Raw genomic sequence first — 20,567 nt, 5'->3', positions numbered from 1 at the left:
TCACACCCGTTCCCATGCCGAACACGGAAGTTAAGCTCTCTAGCGCCGATGGTAGTTGGGACTTTGTCCCTGTGAGAGTAGGACGTTGCCGGGCAATAAGAAAACACTAGCGATATCGCTAGTGTTTTTGTTTTTTAAATAGAAAAAGTTTTATATATTTATAATTTCATAGAATAGATTTGTATAATTTCCACTTAAAAAGTTAATAACTATTAATGGAGGTGGAGAGGTATGGATTATTCAAAAGAAATTTGTTGTGTTTGTGAGGAGACAAAACCGATAACAGAAGGAATTCATATTTTTTCAGAATTTCTTTGTCGAGAATGTGAATCAGAAATCGTTAGTACTGAAACAAATACTCGAAGATACCGTTACTTTGTCCAAAAATTAAAAAGAGTAACAGCTTTCAAATCTTCTGTATAAACGAGATAAAGTTCATTGTAAATTCTGTTTTAGTCAGCAGAGCTTTATGATGAACTTTTTCCTTTTATTTTCACATATAGGTGAATATTCGTAGGTGGCTTAAACCTTAAATAGATTGATGTTTCATTAATTGATATAATAAGTATGCATAAAACCTTAAGAAAAAGTATTTAAAAAGGAAGATTTTTATGAATCTTGATCAAAGAAAAACACCTCTATATGATGCTCTTTTAAAGCATTCATCGGGTCAGCCAATTTCCTATCACGTTCCAGGACATAAAAGTGGAAGCGTGTTTCCTCTTCTTAACGATAATGTGTTTTCTTCCATATTGAAAATTGATATGACAGAATTAAATGGATTAGACGATTTACATGATCCTGAAGAAGTGATTGAAGATGCACAGAAGTTAGCTGCAGATGTATATGGAGTTGATTTCACTTATTTTTTAGTTAATGGGTCAACTGTGGGAAATTTAGCGTCTATTTTATCCGTTTGTGGCGAAGATGATAAGGTCCTTGTCCAAAGAGATTCACATAAATCGATTTTAAACGGTTTAAAGCTTTCTAAATCTAAACCTATTTACCTTTCTCCAACTGTTGATGAGAATGCAAATATAAGTACAGGATTATCGATTCAAACGATAGAGAAAGCGTTAAGAGACTACCCAGATGCTAAAGCATTAATCGTAACTAATCCAACTTATTATGGTGCCACCATTGATATTTGTAAAGTTGTACAATTAGCGCATTCCTATCAGATACCTGTTATTGTAGATGAAGCACATGGAGCACATTTTATAGTAGGAGATCTTTTTCCAACATCAGCTGTACAAGCAGGGGCAGATATTGTTATTCACTCTGCACATAAAACATTGCCTGCTATGACAATGGCTTCCTATCTACATGTACAAGGATCTCTTATTAATAGAGAAAAGCTGTCTTCGTATTTAAGTATTTTGCAGTCGAGTAGTCCATCTTATGTACTTATGGCTTCTTTAGATATAGCTAGATATTACTTAGCTCACTTTAGTCCTTTGCACGTAAAAAAGGTAATGAAAAGAATAGAAAGGCTTTGTGATGGGATTAATCGTATACCTGGTTTGCGGGTTGTACCACTTAAACAGAAAGACCCTTTAAAAGTAATGATTCGAGCTTCTTTTTGTACGGGATATGAATTGCAACACTTATTTGAACAAGAAGGAGTCTACTCAGAACTAGCTGATTCATTTCAAGTGCTGTTTGTTTTACCTTTAAGTGAAGAAATTGAAATAGAAGAAACCATAAAACGAATGACAAGAGCTGTACAATCTCCTTTGTATAAAGACAATGCAGTTAATCAAAGTGTAAAGTCGTCATTTACCTTTCCTGCTGTTTCGTCTGTATTAAGTTATAAGCAGATGACACAGCTTAAAAAATCAACAGTAGCTATTGAAGAGTCAAAAGGCCTTTTTGTTTCTAAGCCTGTTATTCCTTATCCACCTGGTATTCCTATTCTATTAGAAGGAGAACAGATTACCAGCGAACATATTCATTACATCTTACAATTGCAACGTTTAGGTGCTAAGATCCAAGGTGGTCACGCTATTTCCGATGGATATCTAGACGTATTTCTAACATAAAGGAGAATGAAAAACAATGTCAGGAATGTTTATTACGTTTGAAGGTCCTGAGGGGGCTGGAAAAACAACGATTATTCATATGATACATGATCAATTAAAAAAAGAAGGATATGACGTTATTCTTACAAGAGAACCAGGAGGTATTACAATTGCAGAGCAAATTAGAGAAATTATCTTAAATCCAGCTAATACTGCCATGGATGCGAGAACAGAAGCATTGCTTTATGCAGCTGCAAGAAGGCAGCACCTCGTTGAAAAAGTTGTTCCTGCTTTAGAACATGGAAAAATTGTTCTATGTGATCGGTTTGTTGATAGTTCTCTTGCTTATCAAGGTTTTGCAAGAAAGTTAGGGATTGAGGAAGTATATCAAATCAATCAGTTTGCAATAGAGGATATCATGCCACAAGCTACACTGTTTTTTGATATTAAGCCTGAATTGGGATTAGAAAGAATTAATAAAAATAAAGAGCGAGAGGTTAATCGTTTAGATTTAGAGAAGCTTGAATTTCATCATAATGTACGCAAGGGGTATTTAAAAGTGATTGAAAAATTCCCAAATCGTATTTATTCGATTGACGCTAGTAAAACAATTGAAGAAGTATATCAAGTAGCCTATGAAAAGCTAATCTCTATTTTAAATAAATAATTCCATCTTTATGGGTTATGGAATATTGTTATAATAGAGATAACAATAGTAAAAATTTATAAAGAAATCGAGGTGCAGACAAATGAAGTTAATTGTAGCTGTCATTCAAGATTCTGACGGTGCAAAATTATTGAATGCGTTAGTGGAAAAAGGCTTTCGATCTACAAAGCTAGCGAGTACAGGTGGATTTTTAAAGTCAGGGAATACAACGATTATGATTGGAACAGAAGATGAGAAAGTAGATACGGTTTTAGGGATTATTAAAAGTGAATGTGAAAACCGTCGTCAATTAATTTCTCCAGTTTCACCAATGGGGGGTAACGCAGATTCATATATTCCGTATCCAGTAGAAGTCGAAGTAGGAGGAGCTACTGTATTTGTTCTGCCTGTTGATCAGTTTCATCAGTTTTAATAAATAAAATGCGATGCATAAGTGAGTGATAAATGTATGACGAAAACGTGGGACGATCTTGAATTAATTCAACCAAATGCTTTAAAAATAATAAAAAACAGCCTTGTAAAACGTCGAGTAGCCCACGCCTATCTATTTGAAGGAAGTAAAGGTACGGGAAAGAGAGAAACCAGTCTTTTATTTGCAAAAGCATTATTTTGTCAGCAACCGAATGAGTACAAGCCTTGTAATAACTGCATTAACTGTCGAAGAATTGACTCTTCTAATCATCCAGATGTTCATTTTATTGAACCATCAGGGTTATCAATTAAAAAAGAGCAAGTACAATATTTGCAGGCAGAGTTTACGAAAACAGGAGTCGAGTCTAATCAAAAGTTATATATAGTGAATCACATTGATAAAATGACAACAAGTGCTGCGAATAGTCTATTAAAGTTTTTAGAGGAACCTGGCGATAACACATATGCGATTCTTCTAACGGAACAAATTCATAAATTATTAGATACGATTATCTCAAGGTGCCAAGTTATTTCTTTTCAAGCCTTAACACCAGAGAATTTAGAGCAAAAATTAATAGAACATCATGTTCCAGAATCAATGGCATCTATTCTTTCTTTCTTAACAAATAGTATAGATGAGGCCTTACATCTAAGTGAAGACGAATGGTTTGGACTTGCAAGAAAGTTAGTGATACAATTATATGAAGTATTAACAACTAGACCTCAACAAGCCCTTCTTTTTGTTCACGAACAGTGGATGTCTCATTTTGTAGAAAAAGAACAAGTGCAAGTTGGATTGAACTTATTAATGCTTCTTTATCGAGATGTATTGACGTTACAAATAGGACAGGAATCGAAGGTTGTGTATCGTCATAAGCTTGAAGAATTAAAAATGCAGGCTCTTCAAATGACTCAAAAAAAAGCTATTCATCAGCTTGAAGTAGTTATGAAGGCTAAAAATAAACTAAATTCTAATATGAATATACAGTTATTGATGGAACAGCTGGTGTTGGATTTGCAGGAGGGATAAAAGCTTGTATGATGTAGTAGGAGTACGCTTTAAAAAAGCGGGGAAGATTTATTACTTTGATCCTGGAGAGCTAAATATTCCTGATGGCGAATTTGTGATTGTTGAAACAGTTCGCGGTGTGGAATTCGGCAAAGTGGTCATTAATAAAAAGCAAGTAAGTGAAAATGATGTCGTTCTTCCTTTGAAAAAGGTGATTCGTATTGCTGAACAAAAAGATCGACTCATTGTAGATGAGAATAAAAACGCAGCTCAAGAAGCGTACGATGTATGTATGCAAAAAATTCAAGAGCATAGCTTAGATATGAAATTAGTAGATGTAGAATATACATTTGATCGTAATAAGGTCATCTTTTACTTTACCGCTGACGGACGCATCGATTTTCGAGAGTTAGTGAAAGATTTAGCTGCCATTTTCCGTACACGAATTGAATTACGACAAATTGGTGTTCGAGATGAAGCAAAGCTTTTAGGTGGTATTGGACCTTGTGGACGAATGCTTTGCTGTTCTACATTCTTAGGAGATTTTGAGCCTGTATCCATCAAAATGGCGAAAGATCAAAATTTATCTTTAAATCCAACAAAGATATCTGGATTATGTGGTCGCTTAATGTGTTGTTTAAAATACGAAAATGATGAATATGAAACAGCGAAAGAACAGTTACCTGATTTGGGTGCGGTGATTAAAACACCTAATGGCTCTGGGCGTGTTGTAGGTCTTAATATATTAGAAAGAATTATCCAAGTAGAGCTGTTAGAGCACGAACAAATCGTTGAATTTACATTAGATGAAATTGTAAAAGAAGGGGCTGTTTCATTTCAAGCCACAGAGTAACGAGGTGGGCAAAGGTGGATAAAAAAGAAATTTTTGATTCGGTTACTAATATGGAGGAGCAAATAGGGCATTTATACAAGCAATTAGGTGAGTTGAAAGAGCATCTTGGTGAAATCATTGAAGAAAATCATCATTTAAAGCTTGAAAATGACCATTTGCGCCGCCGCCTTGACCAAACAAATATTGAAGAAGTGCAACGAAAGCATCGGAATCAAAAAATGAATAAACAAACAAGAGAACAAAAACAAGTAGATATCGGAGAAGGGTATGATAACTTGGCTCGGCTTTATCAAGAAGGCTTTCATATTTGTAATATACACTATGGAAGCATTCGAAAAGATGGAGACTGTTTATTTTGTTTGTCATTCTTAAATAAGAAGTAAAAAAGCCTTTCCGTTTGGAGAGGCTATTTTTTATATAAGGTACTACTTAAAGGAGAATCACATAATGGTGCAATTATACGAAGATGAGCGTTTAGATTATTTACTAGCGGAAGAAAATTTGCGAATTATACAAAGTCCCTCTGTGTTCGCTTTTTCATTAGATGCCGTTTTATTAGCGAAATTTGCTTATGTTCCCATTCAAAAAGGTCATATCATTGATTTATGTACGGGAAATGCAGTTATCCCTTTACTACTATCTAAACGAACACATGCTTTGATTACAGGTGTTGAAATTCAAGAGAGACTACATAGCATGGCTGAAAGAAGCATTTCTTATAATCAGCTTGAAGATCAAATTCAAGTCATTCATGGTGATTTGAAAGATATGCCACAAAAATTAGGACATGGAAAGTTTGATATCGTAACATGTAACCCTCCTTATTTCCTTACACCTAAAAAAGACGAACAAAATATAAATGAACATTTTGCTATTGCTAGGCATGAAATTCATTGTACATTAGAAGATGTCATTCGAGTAAGCAGTCAGCTTGTCCGTCAAGGAGGAAAGATAGCGCTTGTGCATAGGCCGGGACGATTATTAGATATTGTGACGCTTATGAGGAAGTATAAAGTAGAGCCTAAGCGATTGCAATTTGTCTATCCAAAAGCGGGAAAAGAAGCAAATACAATTTTGATTGAAGGTATCAAGGGAGGAAATGCAGACTTAAAAGTGTTACCTCCATTGTTTGTTTATCAAGATAACAACGAGTATACAAAGGAGTTAGAGAGCATCTTATATGGAAAAGAATAGTCACTACTTTTATGTAGTGGAATGTAAAGATGGAAGCTTTTATGCCGGTTATACGATCGATATAGAGAAAAGATTACATGCACATAACGAAGGAAAAGGCGCAAAATATACTCGAGCAAGAAAGCCTGTTTTATTATTAATTGCAAAAGAGTATTCAACAAAGCGAGAAGCCATGCAGATGGAATATCAATTTAAGCAGTTAACACGTGTGCAAAAAGAAAAGTTCATCTTAAAGGAGCGAGAAAACAAGTATGCAGCAGCAAAAAAGCTATAGCCCTGAACAAAAAGGTGGAACCCTGTATCTCATACCAACACCTATTGGGAATTTAGAAGACATGACATTTCGTGCAATTCGTATTTTAAAAGAAGTAGATTACATTGCAGCCGAAGACACGAGACAAACGAAAAAGCTATGTAATCATTTTGATATCCCAACACCTATTAAAAGTTATCATGAGCACAATAAAGAGAGTAAAGGAAAACAAATCATTGAAGATTTACAGAGAGGGCAATCAATTGGCCTAGTGAGTGATGCGGGTATGCCTTGCATCTCTGATCCTGGTTATGAGTTGGTAGCACTAGCGGTAAAAGAAAATCAAACCGTTGTCCCTTTACCAGGTGCAAATGCAGCATTAACAGCATTAACCGCGTCAGGTTTATCAACAGATCACTTTTATTTTTATGGGTTTTTACATCGTCAAAAGAAGCAGAAAACAGAAGAATTACAAGAACTTAAATACAGAAAAGAAACCATTATCTTTTATGAAGCACCTCATCGATTAAAAGAGACGTTAAAACTGATGAATGATGTATGGGGGAACCGCCAAATTGTATTGTCTAGAGAGCTAACAAAGCGCTATGAGGAATTTTTACGTGGTTCTATCTCAGAGGCATTTAATTGGGCATCTACGGAGGAAGTAAGAGGCGAGTTTTGTTTAATCGTTGAAGGTAGTAAGGAAGAAGAGGAAACAGAAAAATGGTGGGAAAACAAAACTTTAATTGAGCACGTTGATTACTATATCAATGAAAAGGCATGTTCACCTAAAGAAGCAATTAAACAAGTAGCAGTAGAAAGAGATGTTCCAAAAAGAGACGTGTATAATGCTTATCATATAGAATAAAAAAAGCTGTCATGATGACAGCTTTTTATTTATTACTTAGCAGTTGCTAAAGAATCTTGAAGTTCTTTAATAATTTGTTCTGCACCTTCGCGGCTTAAAATTAATTTTCCGCCTGCAAGTTGAATATTTTCATCAGAAACTTCACCTGTAATTTGACAAGTCATGTTAGGTTTGTATTTCTTTAAGATAATACGCTCCTCATCAACATAAATTTCTAATGCATCCTTTTCAGCAATTCCTAATGTACGACGTAATTCAATTGGAATTACTACACGTCCTAATTCATCAACTTTACGTACAATACCTGTAGATTTCATAATAAAGTTCTCCTCTCACATTCTAGTATTTATTCTATATTTTTTTCGTCATTATTCGACAAATTTCAATGTAATTTAATAATAACAGTGTTTCCAAAACTAGTCAATATTTTTATATGTAAAAAACTGTAGTTGGAAAAATTTAAAATGAGGTTTGTTGATATATCAAGGTTTTCTGACCAACAGTCAGTGTAAAATAGGTATATTTTTGAAAAAAATAGCAACTGAAACTATTATACTCATAATATTTACATAAAATAAAACATGAATTGTTTGGCAATTTTGTCGGAAACTATGTCGACAATTCGACAAAATTCTAGTTCTGTAAACTTCTTATTCGACAAAGTTTACAGAACTTTTTTTCCTTTCACTTAACGAACGATACCTGACATGATAAAGTCATAACTAAATGTATATTTTTATAAGTAAATAGGAGATGATGATGGTATCTCTTTCTTTCTTATTAATATGACGTGACTTAGATAGTTAAAGGAGATTTTCATAATTTATTTTATACAAGAAATTATTCATAAGGGTTTTGCCGTTTTCGGAGTTTATCATGTAAAATAATAAGAAGAATGAGCCTACATAGGTATCATCTTAATCAAGTAGTTACATATCTAATGTGTGAACGGATTTACAAGTGAAAATGTTTGCCGTTACATTATATAGAAGAAGTAAACATACTGTTGCTCGTTACTGTTCTGAAAAAGAGTGGTAGGAAGAGTACATATTGTTGTTTAAATGAAAAAGTGGAGGGAACTTTTATGGTAGAAAGCAAGAATACCTATTATATTACAACGCCTATTTATTACCCAAGTGGTAATCTGCATATTGGTCATGCATATACAACTGTTGCTGGTGATGCGATGGCTAGATACAAGCGTTTAAAAGGCTTTGATGTTTATTATTTAACAGGTACAGATGAGCATGGGCAAAAGATTCAGCGTAAAGCGGAAGAAAAAGGAATTACGCCTCAACAATATGTGGATGAAATTGTAGCAGGTATCAAAGATCTCTGGGGGAAGATGGATATCTCTTATACTGACTTTATTCGCACAACAGAAAACCGTCATAAAGAAGTAGTGGAGAAAATATTTGCTAAATTAGTAGCGCAAGGCGATATCTATTTAGATGAATATGAAGGATGGTATTCTGTTCCAGATGAAACGTTCTACACAGAACATCAATTAGTAGATCCAATTATGAAAGATGGAAAGGTTGTTGGAGGGAAAAGCCCTGATAGTGGCCATCCAGTTGAGTTAGTAAGAGAAGAATCATACTTTTTCAAAATGAGTAAGTATGTTGATCAATTATTAGCCTTTTATGAAGAGAATCCAGGGTTTATTCAACCAGAGTCTCGTAAGAATGAAATGATTAACAACTTTATTAAGCCAGGATTAGAAGATTTAGCGGTATCTCGTACAACGTTTGATTGGGGAGTAAAGGTACCTGGAGATCCAAAGCATGTTATTTATGTATGGATTGATGCATTATCAAATTACATTACAGCGTTAGGGTATGGTACAGAAAATGATGAAAACTATCAAAAATACTGGCCAGCTGACGTCCATTTAGTTGGAAAAGAGATTGTTCGTTTCCATACGATCTATTGGCCAATTATGTTAATGGCGTTAGACTTACCGCTACCAAAGAAAGTATTTGCACACGGCTGGTTATTGATGAAAGATGGAAAAATGTCTAAATCAAAAGGGAATGTAGTAGATCCTGTAACATTAATTGACCGTTACGGACTTGATGCTCTTCGTTACTACTTGCTACGTGAAGTTCCATTTGGCTCTGATGGTGTTTTTACACCAGAAGGCTTTGTAGAGCGAGTAAACTTTGATTTAGCGAATGATCTAGGGAATTTAGTAAATCGCACAGTAGCCATGATTAATAAGTATTTCGATGGTGTGATTCCAAGCTACCAAGGGGCAGTAACAGAGTTTGATGATATGCTTGTTCAAGTTCAAAAAGAAGTTACTTCTAACTATGAGCATTCAATGGAAAAGATGGAGTTTTCCGTTGCTTTATCATCGGTATGGAAGCTAGTTAGCCGTACAAATAAATACATTGATGAAACACAACCATGGTCATTAGCGAAAGATGAAAATCGTCAAAAAGAACTTGCATCGGTTATGGCGCATTTAGCAGAATCAATTCGTCATATCGCTGTTCTGCTTCAACCTTTCTTAACGCGTACACCTGAAATGATTTTTGCACAAATTGGGGTAAAAGAAGAAGCACTTACATCATGGGATAGCACTACTTCATTTGGTCTCATTCCAGAAGGAACAAAAGTAGCACAGGGAGAACCTTTGTTCCCGCGTTTGGATGTAAAAGAAGAGGTAGAATATATTAAAGAACAAATGCAAGGTTCAGCTCCAAAAGAAGAAGAAAAAGTAGAAGCACCTGAAGTGGATGAAATTTCAATTGATGACTTTATGAAGGTCGATTTGCGCGTTGCACAAGTGACACAAGTAGAGCCTGTAAAGAAAGCTGATAAGCTATTAAAGCTTCAATTAGATTTAGGATACGAAAAGAGACAAGTTGTTTCTGGTATTGCTAAATTCTATAAGCCAGAAGAGTTAGTAGGTCGAAAAGTAATTTGTGTTACAAACTTAAAGCCAGTAAAGCTTCGTGGAGAATTATCTCAAGGGATGATTTTAGCAGGAGAAGATGAAAATGGTTTATCACTAGCAGCAGTTGACCAAAACTTAGCAAATGGAACGAAAATAAAATAATATTCTATAATATTATTCCTGTTTTTAATGATGAATAAGAAAGAGTGTTTCACGTGTAACATACGTGAAACCTTTTTCTTTTTGTTATAACAAAATAGTTTTTTAGGAATTATAACAGGAGAAACGTGAAAGGAAGAGGAGGATACTCATTATGTTATTTGATACACATGTACACTTAAATGCAGATCAATATGAAGAAGATATGGAAGAAGTTATCCAGCGTGCGCAAGACGCAGGCATAGAACATATGGTTGTCGTTGGATTTGACCGTAAAACCATCAATCGTGCAATGGAAATTGTGGAAAAATATGAATTTATTTATGCGGCTGTAGGTTGGCATCCAGTCGATGCAATTGATATGACGGATGAGGATTTAGAGTGGATTGAAGAGCTCGCTGCACATCCTAAAGTAGTAGCAATCGGAGAAATGGGTTTGGACTATCATTGGGATAAATCTCCAAAGGATGTACAAAAAGATGTGTTCCGCAGACAAATTCGCCTAGCTAGAAAAGTGAATTTACCAATTATCATTCATAATCGTGATGCGACAGAAGATGTTGTGCAGATTTTAAGAGAGGAAAAGGTAGAAGAAGTAGGTGGTATTATGCATTGTTTTACAGGTAGCTTAGAAGTTGCAAAACAATGTATAGATATGAATATGTATATCTCATTCGGAGGACCAGTCACGTTTAAAAACGCCAAAAAACCAAAAGAAGTGGCGACACAATTACCTCTTGATCGACTTTTAATCGAAACTGATTGTCCGTATTTAACTCCACATCCGTATCGTGGAAAGCGCAATGAACCTAGCTATGTTACATATATAGCTGAACAAATTGCCGATCTAAAAGGGATTACATATGAGGAATTAGCGCAAAAAACAACAGCAAATGCTAAAAAACTATTCGGCATAAATCGATAAAATAATTTAACGGTAAATGATGGATACTTGTCTAAATGATAAGGTTTTAAAAAGAGTTCTACTTTTCTTTTTTCACTCATAGGATGAACTTGTCGACAAGTCTCTCTTCCTTTTTTTTGATAATTTAGACATAATAGACTATAGTCAAAGCTAAAAAGGGGAGGGTTGACAAGTTGACAACTACTCTATATAATCCTTGTTCGAGAGAAGGAGGCGTTTTTCATCGTGTTAAAAAACGTGAAAAAGCTGTTATCCAAATCTATGAGTGGAAAAAGACTAGTAATCTTTGTAACTAGTTTTGTAGCGTTTTCTACCGTGATTGGATTTGTTGCTTATAAGAGCACACAAGCCTCGGTCTCATTAACAGTGGATGGACAAAAAGTTGATATAAACACCCATGCTAAAACTGTTGGAGACCTACTAAGGCGTGAAGATATTGAGGTAAGTAAGCGAGACTACTTATCACATTCTTTATCTGCTCAAGTAACAGAGAACATGAACGTTGTGTGGAAACCTGCAAAATCTGTTCAACTCGTAGTTGATCAACAAAAGAAAAATATTTGGACTACAGCCAATACAGTACAAGAAGTTCTAAAAGATCAAAAATTGGAACTATCGAAGCATGACCAAATTCAACCAAGTTTAGATACAGCAATTAAACAAGATTTAGCTATTGAAATAGACAAAGCATTCCAAGTGACACTCAATGAAGGCGAGAACCAGCAGCAAGTTTGGTCCACTTCGACTACGGTCGCTGACTTTTTAGAGCAACAGGAAATTAAACTAAATAATCCAGACCGTGTAGACCCTAGTTTATCTAGCCAAGTTACACCAGGTAGTGTTGTAAATGTTATCAGAATAAAAAAGGTCACCGATGTAGTGGAAGAACCAGTTGATTATGCGACTGTGACAAAAAATGATCCAAACCTTGAAAAAGGGAAGGAAAAAGTGATTCAAAAAGGTCAACAAGGTCGTGTAACCAAGCATTATGAAGTTACGCTTGAAAATGGGAAAGAAACCTCGCGTAAGTTAGTAAAAACGGAAGAACAACAAGAAAGTAAAGATAAGATTTTAGCGATCGGTTCAAAAATTGTAAAGCCGGTCACTCAAACAGCAGCAAAAGTAGATCGACAAGTATCTCGTAGTAATGGTAGTGTAGCAAAAGAATTTACAGTAAATTCAACGGCATATACTGCATATTGCAACGGCTGTTCTGGTAAAACAAGAACAGGCTTTGACTTGCGTGCAAATCCTAATGCAAAAGTCATTGCCGTAGATCCTAACGTCATTCCTTTAGGTAGTAAGGTCTATGTAGAAGGCTATGGCTATGCAGTTGCAGCAGATACAGGTGGAGCTATTAAAGGAAATAAAATCGACGTGTTTTTCCCTGATAAATCAAAAGCTTATAAATGGGGACGTCGTACTGTTAAAATTAAAGTATTAAATTAACTTTAAAGTGCAGAGGATAATTTTATCCTCTGCCTTTTTCAGTTACAATAAGAAAATATGAGCTTTTATGTATATAGACGTAAATGCAACATGAAAAGTTTCATGTTTTGGAGGTAAAAATGAAAATAAAAGAAATTATTGTGGTAGAAGGTAAAGATGATACAGTTGTAATCCAACGAGCAGTTCATGCAGATACAATCGAAACAAATGGTTCAGCTGTAAGTGAAGAGACGATTGAAAAAGTTCGCCTCGCTCAGGAGAAAAGGGGCGTTATCATTTTTACGGATCCTGACTATCCAGGGCAACGAATTCGAAATATAATAACAGAGCGAGTGCCAGGCTGTAAGCATGCTTTTTTATCAAAGGAAGAGGCAAGACCTAAACATGGTAAAGGTATAGGTGTTGAACACGCTTCTTTAGAGGCTATACGTGAAGCTTTGAAGGCCGTACAGCAAGAGTGGATCGATGTGAAAGAAGAAGTCTCTAAGCAAGATCTCCTCGATGCTGGTTTAATAGGAGGACCACAGGCGAAAGAAAGACGTGAAAAGCTTGGAATGATGTTAAAAATAGGATATGCCAATGGAAAACAGCTACATAAGCGAATGACGATGTTTCAGATTCCAAGGGCAACGTTTATAGAAGTAATGGAGCGTATAAATGAGGAGGAAAAAAACAATTGGTAAAAGATATTGCAACACCTAATCGTACAAAGGAAATTTTACAAAAGCATGGATTTACATTTAAGAAAAGCTTAGGTCAGAACTTTCTTATTGATACAAACATCTTAAATCGTATTGTTGATCATGCAGAATTAACACCAGAAACAGGTGCCATTGAGATTGGACCTGGAATTGGGGCTCTAACAGAGCAGATTGCCAAGCGCGCAAAGAAAGTGGTCGCATTTGAGATTGATCAGCGATTATTGCCAATTTTAAAAGAGACAATGGAACCTTATCCACACGTTAACGTTATCCATCAAGATGTATTAAAAGCTGACGTACATGATGTCATCTCAAAAGAGTTTGAGGGGATAAGTGACCTTATGGTGGTAGCTAACTTACCTTACTATGTGACAACACCTATCTTGATGAAATTATTAGAAGAGAAAATCCCAGTGCGTGGTATGGTTGTGATGCTTCAAAAAGAGGTAGCGGATCGAATTGCGGCTAAGCCTGGTACGAAAGAATACGGATCTCTGTCTATTGCTATTCAATATTATACAGAAGCAGAAACAGTCATGATTGTTCCGAAAACAGTATTTAACCCTCAACCAAATGTAGATTCTGCTGTTATTCGTCTAATTAGAAGAAGTGAGCCGGCCGTTCACGTTGTAGATGAGGATTTCTTCTTCAAAGTAGTACGTGCAAGCTTTGGACAACGCAGAAAGACCATCTTAAATAATTTAACGAATAATCTACCAAAGGGTAAAGAAAACAAACAGCAAATTGAACAAGCATTATCAGCAGCAAGCGTTGATCCAAAGCGCAGAGGAGAAACATTGTCAATTAAGGAATTTGGCTTATTAAGCGATGAGCTTTTAAAATCAATGCGCTAGAACGAATCACCTTTTCCTAACTCAGTCATAGGCTATGAAGAAAGAAATTATGAGTAGTTCCTTAAGTGGTTGAGACGGAGTGAATAGGATGAATATAAAAATAGGTGATTTAGTAACCCGCCCTTCATATCAGCGGGATTTGCTCTTTCGAGTTATATCAATCAATCAAGATGAAGCTGGGGCTATTTATGCTACTCTCTTTGGAGAAGATGTTCGGTTAATTGCAGATGCCCCTTTTTCAGATTTAGAAGTAGTCAGTGAACAAGAAAAGAAGAAACGCCAACATGAAGAAGACCAACGATTAGAACGATCATTAGCCCTTATTAAGCAAGACTATAATTTGAGTAGACAAAAAAGTGAATACGAAATGACAAATGGGTATAGCCATACTCATGATTTATTTCAGCTTCCAGGAAAAGTTCTTCATATTGATGGAGATCCAAATTATTTAAACAAATGCTTGCTACTTTATGAAAAGATTGGTATTCCTGTGTACGGGATACATTGTCTTGAAAAGGAGATGCCTGAGAAAGTACCTCAGTTAGTAAAAGAGGTTCGGCCTGATATCTTAGTGTTAACAGGTCATGATGCATATTCAAAATCAAAAGGAAGAAAAACAGATTTAATTGCATACAGACATTCTCGTTATTTTGTTAAAACTGTGCGTGAAATTAGAGCGCAAATGCCAAACTTAGATCAACTTGTTATTTTTGCAGGTGCTTGTCAATCTCATTTTGAATCGTTGATTCAAGCCGGAGCTAATTTTGCAAGTTCTCCTTCAAGAGTCAATATTCATGCGCTAGATCCCGTCTACATTGTCTCCAAAATTAGCTTTACGCCTTTTACAGACTACATCAATGTATGGGATGTTTTACGAAATACCCTCACTGGTGCAAAAGGATTAGGAGGAGTTGAAACAAAAGGTCTTCTTCGAACAGGAATGCCTTATCAACAACACGATGATGAGGAAGAACAGAGCCTATAAACAGCTTATGTTTGTAGGTTCTGTTTTTTTAATCCCACGTAAATAAAGAATCATTGTACATATTTTCTTTAATTTGGTAAAGAATATAAAATAAATGTAGGTTTCTGTTGAAAACTTTAAGTTGACATGAATGGATTAAGGTTGTTATAATTTTATATTTTTGACTAATTTTCATAGGTGTGCTATACTACATAGAGTGAGGTGGACAAATATGGCGAAAACATTATCTGACATTAAAGAAACGCTTGATTTGCATCTAGGACAGCGTCTTACATTAAAAGCAAACGGTGGTCGTAGAAAAACGATTGAGCGATCAGGTGTATTAGCAGAAACGTATCCATCAGTTTTCATTGTTGAATTAGATCAAGCAGAAAATTCGTTAGAGCGTGTTTCATACAGTTATGCAGACGTTTTAACTGAAACCGTGCAATTACAGTTTTTTGATGAAAGTGCAGGCAGCATGATATAGAACTTGGTAGCAAGCAGTGGACCTTTGTTTACTGCTTTTTTTATGCGCTTTTACAGAAAGTAGTAAACATACTATGTTTGTTCTGTTACATACTATAACTGTCGTGATTTCATAAAAAGGAGTTGTGGCAGTTGGGAAGACGTAAAGGTGTCATGTCAAACCAGTTAAAAGAAGAGTTAGCAAAAGAGTTAGGGTTTTATGATGTAGTGAAAAAAAGTGGTTGGGGAGCAATCCGCTCTAAAGATGCGGGAAACATGGTCAAACGTGCCATTGAAATGGCTCAACAACAACTCTCAAAATAATGTCTTCTTTTTGAAATTGATAAAGCAAGCTGTTTTAATCAATCACTCAAACTGTTCATATAAAGGATAAGGAATAGTGCATATGGCTTTTTCATTCTTAAAAACAGCTTAATTGAAACAACGGCCGAAGTATCCTTACTTCGGCTGTTTTACGATTTGTCATAATCGTCGTTCATATGATTGTGTAAAGATGTCAAATAGAAAGGATGTATCTGGCCTATTTTATGATAAAATAACGTTAAACTTTATTAGGCGAAGTAGGTGGAGTAAGTTGAAGTTAATGGTAAAGGCACCCGCTAAAATAAATTTATCATTAGATGTTTTACATAAGCGTCTTGATGGATATCATGAAGTGAAAATGGTTATGACAACAATTGATTTAGCGGATCGAATTGAGCTTTCTGACCGCGAGGACGGAAAAATCGTCATTCATTCACAAAATCGTTTTGTCCCAGATGATCAACGTAATCTTGCATATCAAGCTGCTCAGTTATTGCAGAAGCGATATGGTGTCAAAAAAGGAGTCACGATTTCAATTGATAAGATGATTCCTGTTGCGGCAGGGTTAGCGGGTGGTAGTAGCGATGCAGCTGCTACGTTAAGAGGTCTTAATCAGCTTTGGAATCTGAATCTATCCATGGATACATTAGCGGAAATTGGAGCAGAAATTGGCTCAGATGTGTCATTCTGTGTCTATGGTGGAACGGCCTTAGCGACTGGCAGAGGAGAGGTTGTGAAGCATATTGAAGCACCACCTAATTGCTGGGTCATTTTAGCCAAACCAGAAATTGGAGTCTCAACGGCTGATGTGTATAAAAATTTACAGTTAGGCAGTGTGAAGCACCCAGATGTTGATGAGATGGTTCGGGCAATCGAAGAAAAAGATTATCATCACATGTGTCAGCTCGTAGGGAATGTCTTAGAAAGTGTAACACTAAAGATGCATCCGGAAGTGGCACTTATTAAAGAACAAATGGGACGCTTTGGCGCAGATGCAGTATTGATGAGTGGAAGTGGTCCTACAGTATTCGGATTAGTACAATACGATTCAAGAATGCATCGTATTTATAACGGTTTAAGAGGTTTTTGTGACAAGGTTTACGCAGTAAGATTGTTAGGGGAACGAATACCTCTTGATTAAATCCGTATATTAATGTTATATTCAATTTAAAATATTCGGATTTTAGGAGGGTATTATGAAATTCCGACGTAGTGGAAGATTAATTGATATGACAAACTACTTTATTCAAAACCCTCAACGTCTGATTCCTTTAACGCATTTTGCAGATAAGTATGATTCAGCAAAATCGTCTATTAGTGAAGATATGGCTATTATTAAGCAGACGTTTGAACAACAAGGGATTGGTACGCTTGTGACACTTCCAGGCGCAGCAGGTGGCGTCAAGTTTATCCCGAGGGTACCAACAGAAGAAGCAAAGAAGTTTGTAGCAGAATTATGTGAAATGGTGGCAAAGCCAGAGCGCCTTTTACCTGGTGGTTATTTATATTTAACAGATATTTTAGGGAATCCTCGTGTTGTAAATAAAATTGGGCGTTTGTTTGCATCGTTTTTTGCTGAACGCAAAATTGATGTGGTGATGACGGTTGCGACAAAAGGGATTCCGTTGGCGTATGCTGTTGCTCAATTTTTGAATGTACCTGTTGTCATTGTAAGACGTGATAGTAAAGTAACAGAAGGTTCAACAGTTAGTATCAACTACGTTTCGGGTTCTTCTAAACGCATTCAAACCATGTTATTGGCAAAACGAAGTCTTGCGGTTGGATCTAACGTCCTGATTATCGATGACTTCATGAAAGCTGGTGGCACGGTTAACGGTATGATTAGCTTATTAGAAGAGTTTGAAGCACATGTAGCGGGTATAGGGGTATTAGTAGAGTCAGAAGATATTGAGGAGCGCTTAGTAGACGAGTATATTTCACTGGTACAATTAAAAGATGTCGATGTGAAAGAAAAGCAAATCCGCGTCCAAGAAGGAAATTATTTAAATTACCTTTAAAAAAGGTTGTTTATCGTTATTAAACGTTTTATGTGTGAGAATGCAAACATAAAGCAGACATAGAGTAGTTAAAGGAGAGGGAGAAGCATGCTAAAAGTTCAAACAAACGAAGCGCCACAAGCAATTGGGCCATATTCGCAGGGGATTGTTGTTAATAATATGTTTTATAGTTCAGGTCAGATTCCGCTAACTCCAGCTGGAGATATGATAAACGGAGGAATTGTTGAACAAACAGAGCAAGTGTTTCAAAATTTAGATGCAGTATTAAAGGCAGCTGGAGCATCCTTTGAAACGGTTGTAAAGGCAACAGTCTTTATTAAAGACATGAATGACTTTGGCCAAATTAACGAAGTTTATGCCAAGTATTTTAATAATCATAAGCCAGCGAGATCATGTGTTGAAGTAGCGCGACTTCCGAAAGACGCGTTAATTGAAATTGAAGTGGTAGCTCTTGTTAAAAACCGTTAAAATTTAACGGTTTTTTTGCATTCTTCTAGGTCACAGAATAAAAATTCCATTTGTTCACTTATTTTACGATTTTTCACTAAAAAATTTTTTAGAATTGCAGGAAAAGTTAAAAATTTGTGGAATTACTAATTAAAGCTTCATTTAGAAAAAAGGTGGTGAACAGAATGGAAGTAACTGACGTGAGATTACGCCGCGTAAACACAGAAGGACGTATGAGAGCAATCGCTTCAATTACACTTGATAACGAGTTTGTTGTTCATGATATTCGTGTAATTGATGGGAATAATGGTTTGTTTGTGGCAATGCCAAGCAAGCGTACGCCAGATGGTGAGTTCCGTGATATTGCACATCCGATTAACTCTGGTACTCGCGGAAAAATTCAAGATGCTGTTTTAGCAGAATATCATCGCTTAGGTGAATTAGAAGTTGAATTTGAAGAAGCGGGTGCTTCATAAAATATGATTGATTAAAGAGTCTATTGATAAATAGGCTCTTTTTTGTATAAATCTCCCTTTTGTTCCTCAATCTAATCTTCAAGTTGTTCTATTTATTTCAAATCTATGTTAATTCACTGACAAATCTATGTACTTTTTCATCATTTCTTGAAATAGACGAGCTTTTAGGATAATATTTTTAATGGATAAAAAGGTAAAATTGGAGGCCTGTTATGTCAAAAAGATATGCAGTCATATTGGCAGCTGGGCAGGGTACACGTATGAAGTCATCTTTATATAAAGTGCTACATCCTGTTTGTGGGAAGCCGATGGTACAACATGTTATCGATCAGCTTTCTTCTTTAGAGTTGGCTAAACTCATTACTGTTGTTGGTCATGGTGCTGAAAAAGTGAAGGCACACATTGGGGATAAAAGTTCTTTTGTATTGCAAGAAAAGCAACTAGGAACGGCTCATGCTGTCATGCAAGCAGAAGAGTTATTAGCAAATGAAGAAGGTACAACAATTGTCATTTGTGGAGATACACCACTGATTACTTCAGAGACAATTGAAGCTTTACTAAATCAACATGAGCAAACAGGTGCAAAAGCAACGATTCTAACTGCATATGCAGAAGATCCAACAGGTTACGGTCGCATCATCCGTAACGAAGAAGGGTTAGTTGAAAAGATTGTTGAGCATAAAGATGCATCTGAACAAGAAAGAGCTGTAAAAGAAATCAATACGGGTACGTACTGTTTTGATAATCAATATTTGTTTGAAACACTTTCTAAAGTATCAAATGACAATGTACAAGGTGAATACTACTTACCGGATGTTGTTGAGATTCTAAAGAATCAAGGTGAAATTGTTTCAGCGTATCAAACAAGTGATTTCTCAGAAACGCTTGGTGTTAATGATCGATATGCATTGTCTCAAGCAGAAGAAACAATGAAAAAACGCATTAACAAACAGCATATGTTAAATGGGGTCACAATTATTGATCCTTCTAACACGTATATCTCTCCAGATACAGTAATTGGTCGTGATACCATCATTCATCCAGGTACACTACTTATGGGTGAAGTCGTGATTGGTGAAAATTGTGAAGTTGGTCCAAATACTGAAATTAAAGATTGCAAAGTTGGAAATGAAACATCCATTCGTCACTCTGTTGCTCATGACAGCGAAATCGGTGCAAAAGTGACAATTGGCCCATTTGCACACATTCGCCCTCAATCCGCAATTGGTGATGAGGTACGTGTAGGGAACTTTGTAGAAATTAAAAAGTCTACATTTGGAAAAGGTAGCAAAGCGTCTCATCTGAGCTACATTGGTGATGCTGAAGTAGGAGCAGATGTGAATCTAGGTTGCGGTTCTATTACGGTCAACTATGATGGCAAAAACAAGTACTTAACAAAAATTGAAGATGGCGTTTTTGTTGGGTGTAATTCAAACTTAGTTGCACCGGTTACCATTGGTGAAGGAGCATATGTAGCTGCAGGTTCAACAGTTACAGAAGATGTTCCATCAAAAGCATTATCGATTGCACGAGCTCGACAAGTTAACAAAGAAAACTATGTTGAGAACCTAAATATCAATAAAAAATCCTAACGGAGGTTTCAC

General features: G+C 35.9%; 24 protein-coding genes and 1 rRNA gene. 24 read left to right on the top strand and 1 reads right to left on the bottom strand.

The window, feature by feature from the left end; genetic code table 11:
• From rrf to rsmI, 11 genes are all read left to right on the top strand, one after another.
• Positions 1–94 (top strand): 5S ribosomal RNA (gene rrf, locus JOC83_RS18860); the annotation flags it as partial.
• 137 nt (positions 95–231) lie between these two features.
• Entirely contained in the window at positions 232–423 is a 192-nt protein-coding gene (locus JOC83_RS18855; RefSeq protein ID WP_205188929.1) for a sigma factor G inhibitor Gin, read from the top strand.
• A gap of 188 nt (positions 424–611) precedes the next feature.
• Positions 612–2,042, top strand: coding sequence for an aminotransferase class I/II-fold pyridoxal phosphate-dependent enzyme (locus JOC83_RS18850; RefSeq protein ID WP_205188928.1), 1,431 nt, complete (start codon positions 612–614; stop codon positions 2,040–2,042).
• Positions 2,043–2,058: 16 nt separating this feature from the next.
• On the top strand, positions 2,059–2,688 hold the full coding sequence (gene tmk / locus JOC83_RS18845) for a dTMP kinase (protein WP_205188927.1): 630 nt from the start codon (positions 2,059–2,061) through the stop codon (positions 2,686–2,688).
• Between the two features lie 82 nt (positions 2,689–2,770).
• Positions 2,771–3,100: a cyclic-di-AMP receptor gene (locus JOC83_RS18840; protein WP_205188926.1), complete on the top strand. Its 330-nt coding sequence runs from the start codon at positions 2,771–2,773 to the stop codon at positions 3,098–3,100.
• A 36-nt stretch (positions 3,101–3,136) separates the two neighbouring features.
• Complete coding sequence (holB, locus tag JOC83_RS18835) at positions 3,137–4,129, top strand: DNA polymerase III subunit delta' (protein WP_205188925.1); 993 nt, start codon at positions 3,137–3,139, stop codon at positions 4,127–4,129.
• A 4-nt stretch (positions 4,130–4,133) separates the two neighbouring features.
• A complete protein-coding gene (locus JOC83_RS18830) occupies positions 4,134–4,961 on the top strand; it encodes a PSP1 domain-containing protein (protein WP_205188924.1) in 828 nt (275 codons plus the stop codon).
• A gap of 14 nt (positions 4,962–4,975) precedes the next feature.
• The gene (gene yabA / locus JOC83_RS18825; RefSeq protein ID WP_205188923.1) at positions 4,976–5,344 is read left to right on the top strand and encodes a DNA replication initiation control protein YabA; all 369 of its coding nucleotides are present in this window, start codon (positions 4,976–4,978) and stop codon (positions 5,342–5,344) included.
• Positions 5,345–5,411: 67 nt separating this feature from the next.
• Positions 5,412–6,155, top strand: a complete 744-nt coding sequence (locus JOC83_RS18820) for a methyltransferase (RefSeq protein ID WP_205188934.1) — start codon at positions 5,412–5,414, stop codon at positions 6,153–6,155.
• Positions 6,142–6,429: a GIY-YIG nuclease family protein gene (locus JOC83_RS18815; protein ID WP_205188922.1), complete on the top strand. Its 288-nt coding sequence runs from the start codon at positions 6,142–6,144 to the stop codon at positions 6,427–6,429. Before JOC83_RS18820 ends, JOC83_RS18815 begins: the two co-directional genes overlap by 14 nt.
• Complete coding sequence (gene rsmI / locus JOC83_RS18810) at positions 6,407–7,276, top strand: 16S rRNA (cytidine(1402)-2'-O)-methyltransferase (RefSeq protein WP_205188921.1); 870 nt, start codon at positions 6,407–6,409, stop codon at positions 7,274–7,276. Before JOC83_RS18815 ends, rsmI begins: the two co-directional genes overlap by 23 nt.
• A gap of 32 nt (positions 7,277–7,308) precedes the next feature.
• Here the strand turns inward: rsmI and JOC83_RS18805 are convergent, their stop codons facing one another.
• On the bottom strand, positions 7,309–7,593 hold the full coding sequence (locus tag JOC83_RS18805; protein ID WP_110114660.1) for an AbrB/MazE/SpoVT family DNA-binding domain-containing protein: 285 nt from the start codon (positions 7,591–7,593) through the stop codon (positions 7,309–7,311).
• A 767-nt stretch (positions 7,594–8,360) separates the two neighbouring features.
• Between JOC83_RS18805 and metG the strand changes: the two genes are divergently transcribed.
• The 13 genes from metG (at position 8,361) to glmU (ending at position 20,555) form a co-directional block, all read left to right on the top strand.
• Positions 8,361–10,340 (top strand): methionine--tRNA ligase, encoded by a 1,980-nt coding sequence (metG, locus tag JOC83_RS18800; protein WP_205188920.1) that lies wholly within the window; start codon positions 8,361–8,363, stop codon positions 10,338–10,340.
• A 151-nt stretch (positions 10,341–10,491) separates the two neighbouring features.
• Positions 10,492–11,262, top strand: a complete 771-nt coding sequence (locus JOC83_RS18795) for a TatD family hydrolase (RefSeq protein ID WP_205188919.1) — start codon at positions 10,492–10,494, stop codon at positions 11,260–11,262.
• 225 nt (positions 11,263–11,487) lie between these two features.
• Entirely contained in the window at positions 11,488–12,711 is a 1,224-nt protein-coding gene (locus JOC83_RS18790; RefSeq protein WP_338038948.1) for a ubiquitin-like domain-containing protein, read from the top strand.
• Between the two features lie 119 nt (positions 12,712–12,830).
• Positions 12,831–13,394 (top strand): ribonuclease M5, encoded by a 564-nt coding sequence (rnmV, locus tag JOC83_RS18785; protein WP_205188918.1) that lies wholly within the window; start codon positions 12,831–12,833, stop codon positions 13,392–13,394.
• The gene (gene rsmA, locus JOC83_RS18780) at positions 13,388–14,266 is read left to right on the top strand and encodes a 16S rRNA (adenine(1518)-N(6)/adenine(1519)-N(6))-dimethyltransferase RsmA (RefSeq protein WP_205188917.1); all 879 of its coding nucleotides are present in this window, start codon (positions 13,388–13,390) and stop codon (positions 14,264–14,266) included. The genes rnmV and rsmA overlap by 7 nt, the downstream gene beginning before the upstream one ends.
• A gap of 88 nt (positions 14,267–14,354) precedes the next feature.
• On the top strand, positions 14,355–15,251 hold the full coding sequence (gene yabG, locus JOC83_RS18775; RefSeq protein WP_205188916.1) for a sporulation peptidase YabG: 897 nt from the start codon (positions 14,355–14,357) through the stop codon (positions 15,249–15,251).
• A 211-nt stretch (positions 15,252–15,462) separates the two neighbouring features.
• The gene (veg, locus tag JOC83_RS18770) at positions 15,463–15,720 is read left to right on the top strand and encodes a biofilm formation stimulator Veg (RefSeq protein WP_110114667.1); all 258 of its coding nucleotides are present in this window, start codon (positions 15,463–15,465) and stop codon (positions 15,718–15,720) included.
• A 131-nt stretch (positions 15,721–15,851) separates the two neighbouring features.
• The gene (locus JOC83_RS18765; protein WP_205188915.1) at positions 15,852–16,022 is read left to right on the top strand and encodes a small, acid-soluble spore protein, alpha/beta type; all 171 of its coding nucleotides are present in this window, start codon (positions 15,852–15,854) and stop codon (positions 16,020–16,022) included.
• Between the two features lie 271 nt (positions 16,023–16,293).
• Complete coding sequence (gene ispE, locus JOC83_RS18760) at positions 16,294–17,163, top strand: 4-(cytidine 5'-diphospho)-2-C-methyl-D-erythritol kinase (RefSeq protein WP_205188914.1); 870 nt, start codon at positions 16,294–16,296, stop codon at positions 17,161–17,163.
• Positions 17,164–17,218: 55 nt separating this feature from the next.
• Entirely contained in the window at positions 17,219–18,040 is an 822-nt protein-coding gene (purR, locus tag JOC83_RS18755; protein WP_205188913.1) for a pur operon repressor, read from the top strand.
• A gap of 87 nt (positions 18,041–18,127) precedes the next feature.
• The gene (locus tag JOC83_RS18750) at positions 18,128–18,508 is read left to right on the top strand and encodes a RidA family protein (protein WP_205188912.1); all 381 of its coding nucleotides are present in this window, start codon (positions 18,128–18,130) and stop codon (positions 18,506–18,508) included.
• A 164-nt stretch (positions 18,509–18,672) separates the two neighbouring features.
• Positions 18,673–18,963 carry a septation regulator SpoVG gene (gene spoVG, locus JOC83_RS18745; protein ID WP_110114672.1) on the top strand — a complete coding sequence of 97 codons (291 nt, stop codon included), beginning with the start codon at positions 18,673–18,675 and terminating at the stop codon, positions 18,961–18,963.
• Between the two features lie 212 nt (positions 18,964–19,175).
• On the top strand, positions 19,176–20,555 hold the full coding sequence (gene glmU / locus JOC83_RS18740; RefSeq protein ID WP_205188911.1) for a bifunctional UDP-N-acetylglucosamine diphosphorylase/glucosamine-1-phosphate N-acetyltransferase GlmU: 1,380 nt from the start codon (positions 19,176–19,178) through the stop codon (positions 20,553–20,555).
• Positions 20,556–20,567 lie beyond the last annotated feature (12 nt).

The organism is Priestia iocasae, from assembly GCF_016909075.1.
GTDB lineage: Bacteria > Bacillota > Bacilli > Bacillales > Bacillaceae_H > Priestia > Priestia iocasae.
Note: the sequence above shows the minus strand (reverse complement) of the source record. Positions and strands in the feature narration are given on the sequence as shown.

Coding starts and splice junctions, on each gene's coding strand:
- yabG (WP_205188916.1), top strand. CDS start 14,355: ATGAATATAAAAATAGGTGATTTAGTAACCCGCCCTTCATATCAGCGG.
- JOC83_RS18750 (WP_205188912.1), top strand. CDS start 18,128: ATGCTAAAAGTTCAAACAAACGAAGCGCCACAAGCAATTGGGCCATAT.
- JOC83_RS18855 (WP_205188929.1), top strand. CDS start 232: ATGGATTATTCAAAAGAAATTTGTTGTGTTTGTGAGGAGACAAAACCG.
- spoVG (WP_110114672.1), top strand. CDS start 18,673: ATGGAAGTAACTGACGTGAGATTACGCCGCGTAAACACAGAAGGACGT.
- glmU (WP_205188911.1), top strand. CDS start 19,176: ATGTCAAAAAGATATGCAGTCATATTGGCAGCTGGGCAGGGTACACGT.
- JOC83_RS18805 (WP_110114660.1), bottom strand. CDS start 7,593: ATGAAATCTACAGGTATTGTACGTAAAGTTGATGAATTAGGACGTGTA.
- JOC83_RS18815 (WP_205188922.1), top strand. CDS start 6,142: ATGGAAAAGAATAGTCACTACTTTTATGTAGTGGAATGTAAAGATGGA.
- JOC83_RS18840 (WP_205188926.1), top strand. CDS start 2,771: ATGAAGTTAATTGTAGCTGTCATTCAAGATTCTGACGGTGCAAAATTA.
- tmk (WP_205188927.1), top strand. CDS start 2,059: ATGTCAGGAATGTTTATTACGTTTGAAGGTCCTGAGGGGGCTGGAAAA.
- purR (WP_205188913.1), top strand. CDS start 17,219: ATGAAATTCCGACGTAGTGGAAGATTAATTGATATGACAAACTACTTT.
- rnmV (WP_205188918.1), top strand. CDS start 12,831: ATGAAAATAAAAGAAATTATTGTGGTAGAAGGTAAAGATGATACAGTT.
- veg (WP_110114667.1), top strand. CDS start 15,463: ATGGCGAAAACATTATCTGACATTAAAGAAACGCTTGATTTGCATCTA.
- holB (WP_205188925.1), top strand. CDS start 3,137: ATGACGAAAACGTGGGACGATCTTGAATTAATTCAACCAAATGCTTTA.
- metG (WP_205188920.1), top strand. CDS start 8,361: ATGGTAGAAAGCAAGAATACCTATTATATTACAACGCCTATTTATTAC.
- rsmI (WP_205188921.1), top strand. CDS start 6,407: ATGCAGCAGCAAAAAAGCTATAGCCCTGAACAAAAAGGTGGAACCCTG.
- JOC83_RS18795 (WP_205188919.1), top strand. CDS start 10,492: ATGTTATTTGATACACATGTACACTTAAATGCAGATCAATATGAAGAA.
- JOC83_RS18850 (WP_205188928.1), top strand. CDS start 612: ATGAATCTTGATCAAAGAAAAACACCTCTATATGATGCTCTTTTAAAG.